Annotated in this window: 12 protein-coding genes, 1 tRNA gene and 3 pseudogenes; 10 read left to right on the top strand and 6 right to left on the bottom strand. The window is 56.7% G+C overall.

Annotated features, from left to right (window positions below; translation table 11 throughout):
• Positions 1–26 precede the first annotated feature (26 nt).
• The 4 genes and pseudogenes from I6I72_RS02290 to I6I72_RS02275 form a co-directional block, all read right to left on the bottom strand.
• Positions 27–1,081: pseudogene (locus I6I72_RS02290) on the bottom strand (Dyp-type peroxidase).
• Between the two features lie 170 nt (positions 1,082–1,251).
• Positions 1,252–2,265: pseudogene (locus tag I6I72_RS02285) on the bottom strand (imelysin family protein).
• Between the two features lie 54 nt (positions 2,266–2,319).
• Positions 2,320–3,013 (bottom strand): annotated as a pseudogene (locus I6I72_RS02280) (FTR1 family iron permease).
• 209 nt (positions 3,014–3,222) lie between these two features.
• Complete coding sequence (locus tag I6I72_RS02275) at positions 3,223–4,722, bottom strand: amino acid permease (protein WP_049063189.1); 1,500 nt, start codon at positions 4,720–4,722, stop codon at positions 3,223–3,225.
• Positions 4,723–4,804: 82 nt separating this feature from the next.
• Here I6I72_RS02275 and I6I72_RS02270 point away from each other — a divergent pair, with 82 nt between their 5' ends.
• Positions 4,805–5,461, top strand: coding sequence for a MazG nucleotide pyrophosphohydrolase domain-containing protein (locus I6I72_RS02270; RefSeq protein WP_046645431.1), 657 nt, complete (start codon positions 4,805–4,807; stop codon positions 5,459–5,461).
• On the opposite strand, the gene I6I72_RS02265 is transcribed toward I6I72_RS02270, so the two are convergent.
• Positions 5,458–5,895, bottom strand: coding sequence for a hypothetical protein (locus tag I6I72_RS02265; protein WP_049146929.1), 438 nt, complete (start codon positions 5,893–5,895; stop codon positions 5,458–5,460). The genes I6I72_RS02270 and I6I72_RS02265 overlap by 4 nt on opposite strands.
• A 211-nt stretch (positions 5,896–6,106) precedes the next feature.
• Here I6I72_RS02265 and I6I72_RS02260 point away from each other — a divergent pair, with 211 nt between their 5' ends.
• The 9 genes from I6I72_RS02260 to I6I72_RS02220 all read left to right on the top strand — a co-directional run bounded on the left by I6I72_RS02260 (position 6,107) and on the right by I6I72_RS02220 (position 15,077).
• On the top strand, positions 6,107–6,898 hold the full coding sequence (locus I6I72_RS02260) for a lysozyme family protein (protein ID WP_046645433.1): 792 nt from the start codon (positions 6,107–6,109) through the stop codon (positions 6,896–6,898).
• Positions 6,899–7,041: 143 nt separating this feature from the next.
• Complete coding sequence (eno, locus tag I6I72_RS02255; protein ID WP_201807392.1) at positions 7,042–8,319, top strand: phosphopyruvate hydratase; 1,278 nt, start codon at positions 7,042–7,044, stop codon at positions 8,317–8,319.
• Between the two features lie 182 nt (positions 8,320–8,501).
• On the top strand, positions 8,502–9,161 hold the full coding sequence (locus tag I6I72_RS02250) for a septum formation initiator family protein (protein ID WP_046645434.1): 660 nt from the start codon (positions 8,502–8,504) through the stop codon (positions 9,159–9,161).
• 87 nt (positions 9,162–9,248) lie between these two features.
• Complete coding sequence (locus I6I72_RS02245; RefSeq protein ID WP_005529980.1) at positions 9,249–9,797, top strand: DUF501 domain-containing protein; 549 nt, start codon at positions 9,249–9,251, stop codon at positions 9,795–9,797.
• 65 nt (positions 9,798–9,862) lie between these two features.
• Entirely contained in the window at positions 9,863–10,819 is a 957-nt protein-coding gene (locus I6I72_RS02240; protein ID WP_049146931.1) for a Ppx/GppA phosphatase family protein, read from the top strand.
• Positions 10,820–10,901: 82 nt separating this feature from the next.
• Positions 10,902–10,978, top strand: a tRNA-Leu gene (locus tag I6I72_RS02235).
• Positions 10,979–11,326: 348 nt separating this feature from the next.
• Complete coding sequence (locus tag I6I72_RS02230) at positions 11,327–12,169, top strand: Bax inhibitor-1/YccA family protein (protein WP_005529976.1); 843 nt, start codon at positions 11,327–11,329, stop codon at positions 12,167–12,169.
• A 397-nt stretch (positions 12,170–12,566) separates the two neighbouring features.
• On the top strand, positions 12,567–13,295 hold the full coding sequence (locus I6I72_RS02225; RefSeq protein ID WP_201807387.1) for a DUF3558 family protein: 729 nt from the start codon (positions 12,567–12,569) through the stop codon (positions 13,293–13,295).
• A gap of 18 nt (positions 13,296–13,313) precedes the next feature.
• Entirely contained in the window at positions 13,314–15,077 is a 1,764-nt protein-coding gene (locus tag I6I72_RS02220; RefSeq protein ID WP_236592654.1) for a hypothetical protein, read from the top strand.
• 61 nt (positions 15,078–15,138) lie between these two features.
• Here I6I72_RS02220 and I6I72_RS02215 read toward each other — a convergent pair whose 3' ends face one another.
• Positions 15,139–15,426: a hypothetical protein gene (locus I6I72_RS02215; RefSeq protein ID WP_049145257.1), complete on the bottom strand. Its 288-nt coding sequence runs from the start codon at positions 15,424–15,426 to the stop codon at positions 15,139–15,141.
• Between the last annotated feature and the right edge of the window lie 26 nt (positions 15,427–15,452).

The raw sequence follows: 15,452 nt of genomic DNA, 5'->3' as shown, positions 1-15,452 counted from the left end.
GCCGCACGAACGCGGCGCGGACGCATCTAGGCCGTGGCCTCGAACAGCGTGCGGCCCCACCAGTCGTCTTCGCCGGTGGTGCCCGGAGGGCAGGCGAAGATAGAGGAGGACTCGTAGCGCACGTATTCGTTCATCTTGTCCGACTTTGCCAGCTTGGACTGGATCGGGATGAAGCGTTGCTCGGGCGAGTTCACGATGGCCACGAAGAATAGGCCCGCATCGAGGTGGCCGAAGTCGTCGATTCCATCCGTGAAGTTGTACGCGCGGCGCAGCATGCGCGCGCCCTGGTTTTCCTGATGGCTCGCTAAGTGCGAGTGTGCCGTCAGCGGAATCACCGGGCCAGAAGTGCCGTGGTATTCGTCCAATGGCAGCTCGTCGAATTCGTCGCTGCGGCCCAGGGGAGCGCCGCTGCCCTTGGAGCGTCCAAAGGTCTCCTCTTGGTCGGCAAGTACCTGGCGGTCCCAGTTTTCCAGGAGCATGCGGATGCGGCGAAAGTACCGCCGTCAAACCACGAGTCGGTCCCAGAGACCCACACGTGTTCGTTGACGATGTCCTTATCTTCAGCCTTGATGTTGTTCGTACCGTCTTTGAATCCAAAGAGGTTGCGCGGCGTTTGCTGGCCGCGCGTGGTGGCAGTGGCGTGGCCGAATCCTAGCTGGGACCACTTGTATTCCACGACTCCGCTGCCAGCGCGCGCCAGGTTGCGGATGGCGTGGATAGCCACCTGCGGGTTGTCAGAGCACGCCTGGATGGCGATGTCGCCGCCACAAAGCTTGTCCACCAGCATGTCGCCGGAGAACTTCGGCAAGTCTTTGAGCTCTTTCGGACGCGCCGATGCCAGGCCAAAGCGATCGTCGAAAAGCGAAGGCCCAAACCCAATGGTGATTGTGAGGTTCGCAGGCTCCAAGTCGTAGGCCTCGCCGGTGTCCTTCGGCACCGAGTGCTGGCCCACGTCCTCAATCGTCTCATCCACTGTGGTCTCGCCGCGGGTCATGCGGCGCGCCATAGCGGTCCACTTCTTGAGCAGCTCCTCCAACTCAGAGCGCTCCTTAGTCACCACGTTAAAAGCCGCGAAGTGCATGCGGTCCTGCTGGGCCGTGGTGATGCCCGCCTGGTGCTCGCCGTCGAACTTGATGGCAGCGTCGCCAGAAGTGGTACCGGCAGAATTAGTCGCGCAACCAGCCACAAGCGTGGTGGCGCCCAAAGCGGATGCGCCCGTCAGAAATGCGCGGCGGCTGAATGCGAATGACATTATTTAGCCACAACTTCCTGGACGGTGGAGACCTTCTCAGTCAGGACATCGAGGGCGTCGGAAAGCTCCTTGTACTTGTCCAGCAGAGTCTGCACCTTCTCGAAGCGCTCATTGATGTCGGTCAGCAGCTGTGGATCGCGCTCATTGAGAGCCTTCTCCAGGGAGGCGATGGCTGCTTTCGAGCCGTCCAGGTTGGCCTGGAAGTCATAGAGGTCGGTGTGGGAGAAGATGTCTTCTTCACCGGTGATCTTCGAGGTTGCAATCTCGTCCAACAGGCCCTGGGCGCTGGAGGCAATCTGAACCGGAGTCAGAGTGTAATCGTCGGCTGCGACGCCGTCGACAAGCTCAGCGATGTCCTTCTTGAGCTGGGCGGCATCCTTCTTGGTCTCGTCGGTGATCTTCCTGTTCACCCACAGATCCTTCTCAATCTTGTGGAAGCCGGTCCAGGTGTCGCCCTCTTCGATGTCGGCCTCGCGCAGGTCGATGCGCGGGTCGAGGTCATCTGGGAAGGACTCCGCCACGGGCTCGATGGCGGCAACGAACTCGTCTACCTGGCCCTACAAGTTATTGGTTTGGGAGCGGACGTAGGAGATGTAACCGTCAACAGCCTGGGTCAGAACCTCATCCTTGGTGGCGGCAACTGCCTCGCCGGTGACGTTGAGCTTCTGGGAAATGCCGTCGCCCACCATGCCTGGGTTACAGGTCAGGGTGTACTCGCCCGGATCGGTGATCTGCACAACCAGCTTGCGGGTAGCACCCGAGCTGATGTTCTCGACCTCACCAACCACGCGGCCGCCAGAGGTGTAGACGTAAAACTCAGTGGTCTTCTTGCTGTTGTTCGTCACGTCGAACGTGGAGGTACCAGTGGTGGCCTCGGTTCCGGAGACCTCACAGGACTCGTCGGAGGCGGTGACCGTGAAGTTGGTGGACTCTGCCTCGTCGACCTTGTTCGCACACGCGGAAAGGCTCAGTACGGCAGCGGTGCCGGCGACGGCAGCGAGGATGCGCTTCATTGGGTTTGTTCTCCTTGGTTTAAAAAGTTGTGAGGCGAAGAGTTAGAAAAGTTGTTAGTGCGCCATGCTTTGCGTGTCTGCTTGCTGCTCCTGCTTAGCTGGCTTTGGCGCTGGGGCAGGGCGGAGGAAGAGATACATGGCGACGACGAGATAGACCGCCCATGCGATCATGGACAGCAAGGTCGGCGCCGGCACGAGGTTGAAGATTCCTTCGATGAAGGTCGCAAGTGCAGTGCCAGGCGCAATGACGTTAGAGATGTCGAAGGCGAGTGTGTGCAGGCCCGGCAGCAGGCCAGCTTCCTGCAAGTCCGTGATGCCATAGCGCAGGATGCCCGCAGCCACGACGACCAGCAAGATGCCGGTGACTTTAAAGAAGGTGCCGAGGTTGATGCGCACTGCGCCGTAGTACATCGCTACGGCTACGGCTACGGCGATGAGGATGCCTAGGGAAAGGCCGAGCGCCGGCGTCATGGTGGAGCCGTAGGCAAAGGTATCGAACACCAGCAGCGCTGTCTCGATGCCCTCGCGGACCACGGCCATGAATGCCAGGACGAAGACGGAACCCGCGCCCACTGTGATGGCCGCCTCCAGCTTTCCCTCGAGTTCTGCCTTCATGTTCTTCGAAGCACCGCGCATCCACAGCAGCATGTAGGTGACCAACGCCACTGGCGACGCCGACCCACACCCACCGCATCAGGTCCTTGCGGCCGGACTTGGCTAGGTAGGCGGCGAGGATCATAACGACCATGGCTGCTTCAAGGCCTTCGCGCAGGCCGATGAGCAAGTTAGCAAAAAGCAGCAATTTCTTTCAGGGCAGTGACGAAGGGACGGTGTTCCGCCACTTGAACTATCTAACCAAGGTAAGGCTAACTTGAAATTTATTTGGCGTGATTTGGCGCAAAAAGAAAAGAGGCAACTCACACGTCGTGTGGCTACCCCTTTTAGGAGTTAAGAAGCTTAGAGTGCCAGACTGCCGGTGCTCAGACCCCAAATCGCAGCGATCGCGCCGATGAAGACGATGGCCACGACGCACCATTCAAATGCGTTGAAGACGCGCTCCTTCTTATACAGGCGCGTTCCCACGTAAGGGATAAGACCTGGAATAACGGCGAGCACACCGAGCAAGACATAAACCAGGTCGGCGGCGTAGATAAGCCACAGCGAGTAAACGAATGCGATGGCGCCGATGACGATATGACGGCGGTTTTCCCGCTTCGAGATTTCCGGGCCCGAAAGATCGAACTTCACACCTGCGTGCGGGTGTGAAAGGCCCTTGCCGCGGATACCCAGTAAAAGCAGGTAGAGCGAGGTGAAGATATAAGGCAGCAGGTACATGATGGTGGCCAGCTGCACCATGGCGTTATATGAGGTCTCATTCAGGAAGAACACGATGATGAAGACCTGAATAACAGAGGTGGAGATAAGCTGCGCTACCCATGGGGCGCCGGCCACGTTGATGGTGCCGATCTTGCGAGGCAGCAGGCCGTCGATAGCCATCATTACGATGGGCTCAGCACACAGCATCTGCCAAGACACGTAAGCGCCCAGCACAGAAAGGCAGAGGCCGATGGAGATAAAAGCCGCGCCCCATGGGCCGACGACAGCCTCTAATACGGAAGCCATGGAGTTATCCGGCAATGCTGCCAGTTCAGCTTGGGAGAGCACGCCGAATGACAAGGTGGAGACCGAAACCAAAAGTGCCAGCACGGAGAAGAAACCGATGACGGTGGCACGGCCGACGTCGTTGCGGGAGCGGGCCTGCTTGGAGTAGACGGAGGCACCCTCCACACCGATGAATACCCACACGGTATAGAGCATGATGCCCTGAATCTGCTCAAAGACGGTTGAGCCGGAGTCCTCGCCCCAGAAATCAAAGGTGAACTTATCCCAGCTAAAGCCGAGGAAAGCAATGAAGACCATGAAGGCCAGAATCGGCACTATCTTGGCAATCGAGGTCACCATGTTCATCACAGCGGCCTGCTTAATGCCGCGCGCCAAAACTGCAAAAATGGCCCAAGACATTACTGACACTGCGATGGCGGAGGCCCAGCGATGATCGGCGTCGAAAAGCGGCACATAGTGGCCCACGGTGTTAAAGAAGAGTGTGGCATACCCCACCTGTGCGATTACGGAGCCAATCCAGTAGCCCCAGCCTGCGGTAAAGCCGATGAAATCACCTAGGCCCGCGCGGGCGTAGGAGTACACGCCGGAGTCGAGGTGCGGCTTGCGGTGCGCCAAGTACTGGAACACGAACGCGACAGAGAGCATGCCCACGCCGGCGATGAGCCAACCGATGAGCATTGCGCCGGGACCTGCAACCGAGGCGATGTTTTGAGGGAGCGAGAATATTCCACTGCCCACGGTGGAGCCGATAATCAAGGCGACGAGAGTCCACAGAGTCACCGTGTGATTGCGCGATGACTCGGCGTTCGCCAGGGAGGAAGTAGTGGAGGTCATTCGACTAAAATACCCCGCAAAAGCCACGGAGCGAAGTCAGCATTTAAAACCTGATTACTAAACTGCCCTATACTTTGTGGCCATGACTGTTCTGCTGCTCGATGAACGCTGGCCCACGATGATTCCGATGGAGGCCCAGGGCTTGCTCTTGGGTCCAGTTTCATTTACGGGTGAAGTTCCAGTGCGTGTGCGATGGAACTTCAGCGATCTCCTTTCGGGAGAGGATCCAACCGGGCTCGGGCTGCTCGTTTCTACCGACGCGCACGACGAAGAGGTAGAAGCGCGCCTGGCGGCAGGCGAAAAACTGATTGAGGCACCCTCGCGCCAGGATCCGATGCTCCAAGCCCGCGAAGCGATGATGCAAGCGGTGCGGATAGGGCAATGGGAGCGGGCGCAGACTCATGAAAGCCTTTTGCCGTACTTGGCGGAAGAATCTCAAGAGTTTGCGGAGGCGGTCCGGGAACGCGCGGGGGATGAAGAATTGTGCAAGGAGCTTGGCGACGTCCTCCTGCAAGTTCTCTTCCATGCCGAGCTCGCCTCGCGGCGAGGCGCGTTTACGCTTGACGACGTCGCGGCTTCCTTCGTGACCAAACTTCGCTCGCGCGCACCGTATCTTTTTGATGGAACCCGCGAGCTAGTCGACGTCGAAAAGCAAGAGCTCCTGTGGGCAGAAGGAAAGGCCCGCGAGAAGTCGCAAGCCTTGGGTTTAGACTCCGGGAATTTGGAATCGGAGTCTTAAAGCTTCGGCAGGTTCAGGGTGGAGGAGAGCATTGGCAGGTAGTCCGAAATCTGGGATGACAGGCCGGTGCCGCCGGTGAGCAGGGTGTCCTGCTTGACGATGCCGCAAGCCAGTGCGCGGTCGGCGGTCAGGCCGGAGTACTTGATGGCTGCGATAGTCAGCGGGGAGATCTGAGCCTTCCGCTCGCCACCGAGATTCTGCAGGTTGTGTGCGAGTTGATTGCGGGTGGTGTTTTCATCGAGCAAAACGCCCGGGGTGTTCTGATCAATTAGTGTCAGGGCGGTGCGGACGGTGCCGCAGTCGGCTCCGGAGATGAGCTGCGCTGCGAGGCTGTTGATGTCGCCCAGCAGGTTCTGGGCCTGTGCAGCAGCCGGAGTGGCGGCGCCAAGGGCGATGGTGGCCAGGGCTGCGGCGGCGATTCGGCGGATGTTCATGTGACTCCTTCGGGAGGGGAAATGCGGGGTTGAGTAAGAGGAGGGTTAGGTCAAAAAGTCCAGACTTAACAGGGTTACTGTAGCGCAAAATGTTACGGGTGTGAATATAGCGACATAATTTTTGCTAGTTTGCTGGATTTCTTCTGGGAGGATGCTCTCTGTCGAAGTGTCAGGTGGGGCAGGGATGTGTTGCCCGTTAAGATTGCTACCCATGACTAAGCGGCTGCGGAAACTCGGGGGCTGCGGCCTAGCCGCAGTCCTCGCTGTGGTCGTTATCGTTTCCCTTGTGGGCTGGGTTCTCTCCGCATTGGGCAAGCCAGCGACCTTGAAACAGCTGCAACCCGTGCCAGATGCCATGCCACCGTTGGCGGGAATGGCGGTTCCCGATATCGACGTGCACGCTGAGGGGCGTACAGCCGACAAACTAACGTATTGGTCCTCCCAACTGGAAGCTGAAACCGGTATCTCCGGTCAAGCGTTGCGGGCCTATGGAAATGCAGAGCTTATTGCTCGTGACGCATGGCCAGAATGCAATCTTCACTGGACGACCCTTGCGGGGCTGGGATGGGTGGAGACCCGCCACGGCACATACAACGGAAACTGGTTCCGTCCGTCGAAGTTGGATGAGAATGGCTATCCCGATCCGCCGATTATTGGCATTGCGTTGGATGGAACGAATGGGACGGCCCATACGCCGGATACCGATGGTGGGCATTTTGATGGCGATGCCGAGTTTGATCGCGCAGTTGGCCCGCTCCAATTCATCCCTTCCTCGTGGGAACATGTCGGCCGTGACGCAAACGGGGATGGTGTAGCCGATCCCAACCAAATCGACGATGCAGCACTCGGTGCGGCGGCACTCTTATGCTTTGGTGGAAGAAATTTGTCGGTTCCTGAAGATTGGCGTGCAGGCGTACTTAATTACAACCAGTCGGAGGACTACCTGCGACGCGTGGCTGCTGCAGCCAATGCTTATTCGATTCCGCAGCCCGCTGCTTCGTAGAAAAAATCACGTTTTAGCTCACTATGTGACTTTCTGTCCGACACGTTCCGAAGTTTTCTGGAACAATTGGCGGCAGGTGATTTGGGGCAAGAAACCCAAAGCACATATCTAAACCAATTTGGCTCAATAGGAGTGAAAGCAGCATGGCTGACATCATCCACGTATTTGCTCGAGAGATTCTTGATTCCCGCGGTAACCCGACCGTCGAGGCAGAGGTTTTCCTTGATGACGGTGCACACGGCGTAGCCGGCGTCCCGTCTGGTGCTTCCACAGGTGTTCACGAGGCACACGAGCTTCGTGACGGTGGCGAGCGCTACCTGGGCAAGGGCGTTCTCAAGGCTGTTGAGAACGTCAACGAAGAGATCGCTGACGAGATTGCTGGCTTCGAGGCCGACGACCAGCGCCTCATCGACCAGGCCCTCATTGCCCTCGACGGCACCGAGAACAAGTCTCGCCTCGGCGCAAACGCCATCCTGGGTGTTTCCATCGCTGCTGCTAAGGCTGCTGCTGAGTCCGCAGCCCTACCGCTGTACCGTTATATCGGCGGCCCGAACGCCCACGTTCTTCCAGTTCCAATGATGAACATTGTTAACGGTGGCGCACACGCTGACTCTGGCGTTGACGTTCAGGAGTTCATGATTGCTCCAATCGGTGCTGAGTCCTTCGCAGAAGCACTGCGCATGGGCGCTGAGGTTTACCACTCCCTGAAGTCCGTCATTAAGGAAAAGGGACTGTCCACCGGTCTCGGTGACGAGGGCGGCTTCGCACCAGAAGCTGAGTCCACCAAGGCTGCTCTGGACCTTATCGTTGAGGCAATCAAGAAAGCTGGCTTCGAGCCAGGCAAGGACATTGCCCTGGCACTCGACGTTGCTTCCTCTGAGTTCTTCAAGGACGGCAAGTACCACTTCGAGGGCGGCGAGCACATCGCTGAGGAGATGGCCAAGGTTTACGAGGAGCTCATCAACGAGTACCCAATCGTCTCCATCGAGGATCCGTTGCAGGAGGATGACTGGGAGGGCTACACCAAGCTCACCGCAACCATTGGTGACAAGGTCCAGATCGTTGGCGACGACTTCTTCGTCACCAACCCAGCCCGTCTGGCTGAGGGCATCGAGAAGAAGGCTGCTAACGCTTTGCTCGTGAAGGTTAACCAGATCGGTACCCTGACTGAGACCTTCGACGCTGTCGAGTTGGCTCACCGCAACGGCTACCGCACCATGATGTCTCACCGCTCCGGTGAGACCGAGGACACCACCATCGCTGACCTTGCAGTGGCACTGAACTGTGGCCAGATCAAGACTGGTGCACCGGCTCGTTCCGAGCGCGTTGCTAAGTACAACCAGCTGCTGCGCATCGAGCAGGAGCTCGGCGAGGGCGCTGTCTACGCAGGCCGCTCCGCATTCCCTCGCTTTCAGGGGTAATTCCTCGGGGCTAGCGCCCCAGAGTTAATTGCCTTTGAGCGTTAACGACGCCGCCGTCCGCAGGTAATTCCTCCCATTCAAGGAGGGACCGCCGCGGGCGGCGCTTCTTTTTGTGAGAATTTACTCCAATCACACGCGCGTCACCCGTTTCAAACAGTGCCCGCCGCTAGGATAGGAACCCTATGGCACGCCAGAATCACACTTCCAAGAAATCCCGGACCACTGTTCCAGTGGTTTCGCGTGCCACTAGACAGCGAGAAGCCGCGGCTAAGGCGAAAGCCAAGGGGGCGTCGCAACGCATTAAGTCAATGGGCCGCATGGATATTGTTGGCTTTGCCGTAATTCTCGTGGTTGTGCTAATCGTGCTGCTCACCATCGCGGTGCCATTACGCAACTATTATCACGTGCGTTCTGAAACAGCCCGGCTCGAGAGATCCATTGCCGCAAAGCAAGCGGAAAAGGAAGAGCTGCTGGAAGAAATTGATAAGTACCGCTCCGAGGACTACTTGCAGCAGGAAGCGCGTCGCCGCTTTGGCGTTATTGCGGAGGGGGAGACCGCATACCGCATCATGGATAACCGGATGAATCACAACAATACGGTGACTACCGACAGGCTGAGCGATGTAGATTCTCGTCCGTGGTATGAAATTCTTTGGGGGTCTATCTCTGAAGACGAAGACACAAGCGTGACGGGGTCGACAAACACCGATCCAGGACACCTGCCGACGGTTGCGCCGTCGTCTGGCCCGGAGGCAGTGCCGGGGCAGGAAGTCCCTGCTGGCGACGGTGAGCCTGCAGTTCCAGGAGCTCCCGCAGCGCCGGCAGCTCCTGCAGCGCAGTAGCGCTTTGTAGTCTAGAACCGTGCAGTTTTGTGGTCGCAGTGAATCCTAAGCGTCTTAGAGTTGCACTGGCATGAGACAATAACGGTCATGACCGTCAACGATGCAGATCTCGAAATTGTTAAAGAGCAACTTGGCCGCGCTCCGCGTGGTGTGCTCGACATTGCTTATCGCACGCCGGACAACCAGCCGGCCGTGGTGAAGACTTCCCCAAAACTACCTGACGGCACGCCATTTCCTACCCTCTACTACTTGACTGACCCGCGCCTGACTGCGGAGGCTTCGCGCCTCGAGGTAGCTCACGTTATGAAGTGGATGGAAGCTCGATTGGCAGAGGATAAGGAACTAGCTGAAGATTACAAGCGTGCGCACGAGTATTTCCTCGCTAAGCGCAACGAAATCGAGGACCTAGGAACCACCTTTTCCGGCGGTGGCATGCCTGATCGCGTGAAGTGTCTCCACGTGCTTATCGCGTATGCCCTCGCTGAGGGGCCACAGCACTTCCGTTTGGGCACGGAGGCAGTTGCATTGGCAGCAGACCACGGCCGACTGCGTGGCACTGCTATTCCGCAAGAATGGCCCACCACCGAGGATCTCGGTATCGACTTGAGCCAGTTCGATTTCTCGAACGCCGAGTAGCACACGCGTAATAAGAACCCCGTTGCTGCCAACGCACACTTAATTTTTGAAGGGAAAGAGTTTCAATGACTCGCGTCGCCGCCGTTGATTGCGGAACCAACTCAATTCGACTCCTCATCTGTGAGGTTCAGGAAGACGGAAAGATTCGTGACATCGTACGCACGATGGAAATCGTCCGCTTAGGCCAAGGAGTTGACGCAACAGGGGAGTTCGCTGCTGAAGCTCTGGAGCGTACTCGCGTGGCGCTCGAAGGCTACGTCCAGCAGATGAAGTTCGAGAATGTCAAACGTGTGCGCATGGTGGCTACATCCGCTACGCGAGATGTAAAGAACCAGCGTGAATTCTTCGACATGGCGGCGCAGCTGCTTGGCCAAATCCAACAAGGGGCACAGGCTGAGGTCATCACCGGCGAAGAAGAGGCTTTGTTGTCTTTCAAGGGAGCGGTCACTGACTTGGCGTCACACAAGGGACCATTCTGCGTCATCGATCTCGGCGGCGGTTCTACCGAGTTCGTGGTGGGAACAGCAGAAGGTGAGATCCTGGGTGCGCACTCGGCACAGATGGGTTGTGTCCGTTTGACTGAGCGCATCATGAGGACGGATCCGCCGACGGAGGCAGAGATTGAGATCGCTGCTGACTACGTGGAACAGCGTATGCAGGAAGTAGAGAAGATCGTTCCGATTTCGGACGCACAGACCTTTGTGGGCTGTGCTGGTACCTTCACCACTCTGTCAGCCTTGGCACAGGGCTTAGAGCGCTACGACGCCGATGCTATCCATGGTTCTGAGCTGCGTTTTGATGCGCTTCGTGTGCTGACGCGTCAATTGATGGGCGTGCCTTCCGACGTCCGCGCGCTTAACCCAGTCATTCATCCTGGTCGTGCCGACGTTATTGGTGGCGGATCGGTGGCTGTTGTGGGAATTATCCGAATGATTGAACGTAACAGTGATGCAAAGTCCTTCTTCATTAGTGAGAAGGACATCCTCGATGGGATCGTTGTCGGTATTGCGGCTGACCTGTAAGTATCGCAAACGCCATCCCTCTCGGGTACCCCACTGTCGGCGTGTGCATGTGGGGTGCCTTAAAATAGGAGCACACCTTAAAGCCCCTATAGCCCAATCGGCAGAGGCAGTTGACTTAAAATCAATTCAGTGTGGGTTCGAGTCCCACTGGGGGCACCAAATTTGTAGGTCATGGACTTTTGTCCATGACCTTTTGCTCTGCAGAACCAGTTTGCATTTGTGCGCTAAACCTGTCATTTCGTGAATTGGGTGAGGTGGGACGTCGGAAAGCGCGTGCGCAATGAACCCCAAGCGTAACGATAAGTGAAACCCGGGATTTCGATTCCCCGAGGCACTGCAAAATAGTTCAAAGTAAAACCGTACGGCTGGGAACTTTTGAAGTATTGCACACGTTGAACTTAGTGGAATCTTAAATGAAACCGCTTGGCCCAAATGGTGCGTGATTACTGTTAGGCTGGGCGTTCGCTAACCCTAGTGACTAAACCTGTGAAAGGAATCGGTACCTCAATGCGTTCAAGCAACCCGGTAATGAACTCTTTGACGAAGAGTCAAGGAACTTCTACCAACCCGTTCGGTAACAACAACCCTTACGATGCTGGCCAGAATGTAAACTCATTTGGCCAGCAGGGATATGGACAATCAGCCGGTCAGACTTCTGAGCGACCAATGACTGTCGACGACGTTGTTACTAAGACCGGCATTACGCTCGCGGTGTTGATCGTCTTTGCAGTTGCCAACTTCTTCATCGGCACTCAGGTCAACTATGGTGCGGCAATCTTGTTGACTGTAGTTGGTGGCTTGGGTAGCTTCATCGTCACGCTAATTGCTGCGTTTAGTAAGAAGTTCGGCTCTGCGCCGCTGACGCTTACCTACGCTGTACTCGATGGTTTCTTTGTTGGTGGCTTCTCGCTTCTTTTTGCTGGCGTTAACGTTGCTGGTTCTGACGGTATGGCACTTATCGGCCAAGCAATCATGGGTACCGTTGGCGTATTCATCGGCATGCTTGTCATCTACAAGACTGGTGCTGTGAAGGTCACCCCGAAGTTCAACAAGATCATGTTCGGTCTCATCGCTGGTGTGGCGGTTCTGGCTCTGGGTAACTTCATCGGTGCGATCTTCTTCGGGTTCAGCCCACTGCGCGATGGCGGCGCGATTGCCATCATCTTCTCTTTGGTCTGCATCGTGCTTGCTGCGATGTCCTTCCTTACGGACTTCGACCACGCTGACCGTCTCATCCGACTTGGCGCTCCGTCCAAGACTGCGTGGGGCGTTGCACTCGGCCTGACTGTCACCTTGGTCTGGCTCTACACTGAGATTCTGCGCCTGCTGTCCTATTTCCAAGACCGCTAACGGTGTTCTGAATAAAATAGCTTTTCTTAGACCCCAGCTTCCAAGGCGAGCCCTTGGCGGCTGGGGTTTCTTATATGAGCGGTAGGGCATAAGTCTGCTAAGTAACATTCTTGTAATTCGGGTGTAGAAATGGGGGAATTAATAAATGGTTGAGAGTTCATGGTTCTTCCAACTCTTTTACAGCCTTTTCATATGGTTTGAGCAGGAAATTTTTCCCATTTCGAGGTTTAGGCAAGGCATCTTTATGTCGTAGAAGACTCCCCGAATTTGACCCAATTCACATCTTGGCGCGACAGACCGCGCAGATTCGTGCATCCTATTTGCGGGAGGCAGCAAGCGGCTAGCAGCTACAACAGCGGCCTTCCGGCTCGTCATTGAAGTCTGATGAAGGGTAATCATGAAGCAGCAGGGGATTGTCGTAGCGCTGATTGTCAGCATGGGGGTGCTGACGGGCTGCGCTATAGGACTTGCTCCATGGAGCGCGAAAGAAAACCAGCCAGATACCGTAAAGGAGGCGGGGGACACTTTCGGCACAAGTATGGACAAGGCGGCAGAAAACGCCGACAATCCGGGGGACGCTGTGGAAGCTACCGGGGATGGGGGATTCATCGATTCCAATGGCACGAGCGACAGCGGTGATGCTGGTGCGGATTCCAGCATCACCGCAAAGGGGGAGGGGAACGGCGTTCTGCCCCCGCTCGGCGACTTCGACCGCACGGACCCGGACTTTGACCTGTTCGACCCGTGCACCGAAATCCCCGCCGAAAAGCTCGCTGAAGCCAGCCTAGGGCGGAGACTAGAAGGGGGGTTTAATTTTACGGATTCTGTGATGTGCGTTTTTTCTTTAGTCGAGGAACAAGAAAATGGTGGTGTGGTCGGCTTGTCCTCAAGCGACGTATCTATGTCCGACCATGATCTGAAGAATGGTTCCCGCGTGTTATATGAAAGTCGGACGACGGGGGCGATAGCGTTCGAGAGTCCATTTGGGGGCGACAATAACTGCACTTTATCTCTTGACACAAAAAGAGGACATGTCAGTGTTGGGTATACGTATGCCGGAAACCAAAAGACTTTTCTAGAAAAGTGCTTAGCTGCTGAGGGCGTACTTGGGACGCTCTTGTTTTAAATACAGTACGGGGGATAAATGAAAATTAACATTGAAGGCTTGAACTCGGCGAATCAGGTGATTTTGGGGCTAGCTCGTCGTAGTGCGAGCGCTGTCGGTATGGCGACTTCGCCAATCGACGGAAGCTTTTCGAGTGTGCATGGTGTTGGGGATGTGGGCACGATTCATCAGAGGGTGATCGCTACTGATCCTGGCTCGGCAAGTAACTCGTTGAAGGCATTTGATCAACAGCTTCAGTGGCTGGCAGACACGCTGCAAGCTGATGCCAATGGCTTCGAATCACAAGATTTAGCGAATAGCCGGGGGCTTGATATCGCTGACGCCGGTGGTTCAGTTGAGGGCGAAGCAATGCCGGTAATGAACCAACCGGAACCTGGATATAGTCCTTTCGGGTTTACGACGCCCGTGGTGAATGTAGGCAATAACCTTCTTGGCCTTGCAATGGATTTGCTCAATACGAAAATCTGGAGTGTCTCAGAAACCAATTCACGGTGGAAGAGCCTCGCCGACGAGGTCACGGCAATTGTTGATGGATTGAATGAGGCGGCTTCTTCGCTGGAATCCGAAAATGATAGTGAAGCAACCGCGCGGGCAGCACAAAAGATCCGATCTGTGGCGGAATCAGGTAATCATTTCATCGCTAATGCTGAGGTGATGAGCCAGAAGCTTTTCGGCTTCCAAGCCAACCTGATGGCGTCGCAGCCCAAAGCAATGTCCTTGGCCATGTCCGCGATGGCGATTCCTGATCCAGCAGCACGCATGGCCGCCGAGCAGGCAGGCCTGGCGTTTATGCAAAACGCACTCCAAACCCAAGTGGTCGCCGCGATGCCTTTCCAACATGCGCTAATGACAACCATGCCACCGTCAGGCGGCGGCGATGTAAGCAGCCAATTTGGTGGCGTAAATGGCAATGGCCAACGTTTCGACACCAACACGGTCGTATGGCCGCGAAGGATTGCAGAAGCAATCGCTAGCGGGAAATTGGGCCCTGGCTCTTTTGGAATCGTCGATGGTCAGGTCGAAGGGCTGGAAGGCCTTGGGATGACAGATTCTGAGATCCAAAAGTTTAACCAAGACCTGCTTAACGGTGGCAGGGCGTCGCTAGCGCAGCTTGGTGCGCCGATCTCTGCAGCAGACCTTGTCACTAGTGGTGCCAATGCCAGCCCATCGGTAGGCGCGCCGACAGGCCACACCACGGCTGGTTTGGGTGGGGTTGGCTCCATCCCGCAGAGTACTGGCGCCAACCAACACATCAATCCAGCGACGCTTGCAGCCAATAGCGGTGTGGGGCTAACACCAGCGAATTCACATGTGGGAGTTCCCGCCATGATTGGCGCACCAGCAAGCAAGAGCTACGGTTCTGGTAAGCATGCCCTGGGGCTAAGCAACACGGGTGCGCTAAATCAAGGCAATGGAGCCGGTGTACCTGGGGCATTTAGCACCGGAAGCGGAGCGGGCGGAGGTGCACTTGCCGGTTCGGCGGGCACGGCGGGCGCTCGTGGTGGATCGCTCAGCACAGGAAGCATCGGCAATGGTTCGCACATGGGAGGTGGCACCAACACAACCCTGACTGCGGCACGTGGGGGAGCCGCTGCTCGTGGCACTATGGGGCGCGGGATGATGCCCATGATGGCCGGGATGGGGCGTGGTGGTGGCGAAGATCGACGTATCAAGTCAGTCACCAGCAAAGTCGAAAGCGACCCAAATCGACGGGATCTATTAGGGGAGCCGCCAGCCGCACTGCCCGGCGTCATCGGAGCATGGGCACGTGAAGAAGGATAGAACCGACTCGGACTAAAAAGAATGGCGCCCATGCACAGTGCATGGGCGCCATTTCTTAGTTTTACAGAGCCGGTACTACCTGAGTCTCAACCACGACGTTCGGGTTAGCAGCAGCAGACTCGGAAGCAGCCGGATTGTTTGCCGCGGTGCTTTCGGATGCCTCGCTCGAAGACGTGGACTCAGCAGGCTTCGTGGACTCAGCAGGCTTCGGAGCCTTGCCAGTGTAGGTGGAAGCGTTGTCGATCTTCTCGCTGGTGGAATCCTGCTCGTTCGGTGGGTGGCAAGCTGCCAGAGACAGACCTGCAGCGAATACCAAACCGGCGGTTGCGAAGCGGGAGAACTTCTTCATGGGTGCTCTTTCTCCAGAATGAGTTG

Origin of the sequence: Corynebacterium striatum, from assembly GCF_016728105.1 — a bacterium.
GTDB lineage: Bacteria > Actinomycetota > Actinomycetes > Mycobacteriales > Mycobacteriaceae > Corynebacterium > Corynebacterium striatum.
This window is presented reverse-complemented; position numbering and strand designations above follow the sequence as displayed.

Excerpts from the sequence above, each read along its gene's own strand:
- I6I72_RS02220 (WP_236592654.1), top strand. The coding sequence starts at position 13,314 with ATGAAAATTAACATTGAAGGCTTGAACTCGGCGAATCAGGTGATTTTG.
- I6I72_RS02270 (WP_046645431.1), top strand. The coding sequence starts at position 4,805 with ATGACTGTTCTGCTGCTCGATGAACGCTGGCCCACGATGATTCCGATG.
- I6I72_RS02240 (WP_049146931.1), top strand. The coding sequence starts at position 9,863 with ATGACTCGCGTCGCCGCCGTTGATTGCGGAACCAACTCAATTCGACTC.
- I6I72_RS02225 (WP_201807387.1), top strand. The coding sequence starts at position 12,567 with ATGAAGCAGCAGGGGATTGTCGTAGCGCTGATTGTCAGCATGGGGGTG.
- I6I72_RS02215 (WP_049145257.1), bottom strand. The coding sequence starts at position 15,426 with ATGAAGAAGTTCTCCCGCTTCGCAACCGCCGGTTTGGTATTCGCTGCA.
- I6I72_RS02265 (WP_049146929.1), bottom strand. The coding sequence starts at position 5,895 with ATGAACATCCGCCGAATCGCCGCCGCAGCCCTGGCCACCATCGCCCTT.
- I6I72_RS02260 (WP_046645433.1), top strand. The coding sequence starts at position 6,107 with ATGACTAAGCGGCTGCGGAAACTCGGGGGCTGCGGCCTAGCCGCAGTC.
- I6I72_RS02275 (WP_049063189.1), bottom strand. The coding sequence starts at position 4,722 with ATGACCTCCACTACTTCCTCCCTGGCGAACGCCGAGTCATCGCGCAAT.
- I6I72_RS02250 (WP_046645434.1), top strand. The coding sequence starts at position 8,502 with ATGGCACGCCAGAATCACACTTCCAAGAAATCCCGGACCACTGTTCCA.
- I6I72_RS02230 (WP_005529976.1), top strand. The coding sequence starts at position 11,327 with ATGCGTTCAAGCAACCCGGTAATGAACTCTTTGACGAAGAGTCAAGGA.
- eno (WP_201807392.1), top strand. The coding sequence starts at position 7,042 with ATGGCTGACATCATCCACGTATTTGCTCGAGAGATTCTTGATTCCCGC.
- I6I72_RS02245 (WP_005529980.1), top strand. The coding sequence starts at position 9,249 with ATGACCGTCAACGATGCAGATCTCGAAATTGTTAAAGAGCAACTTGGC.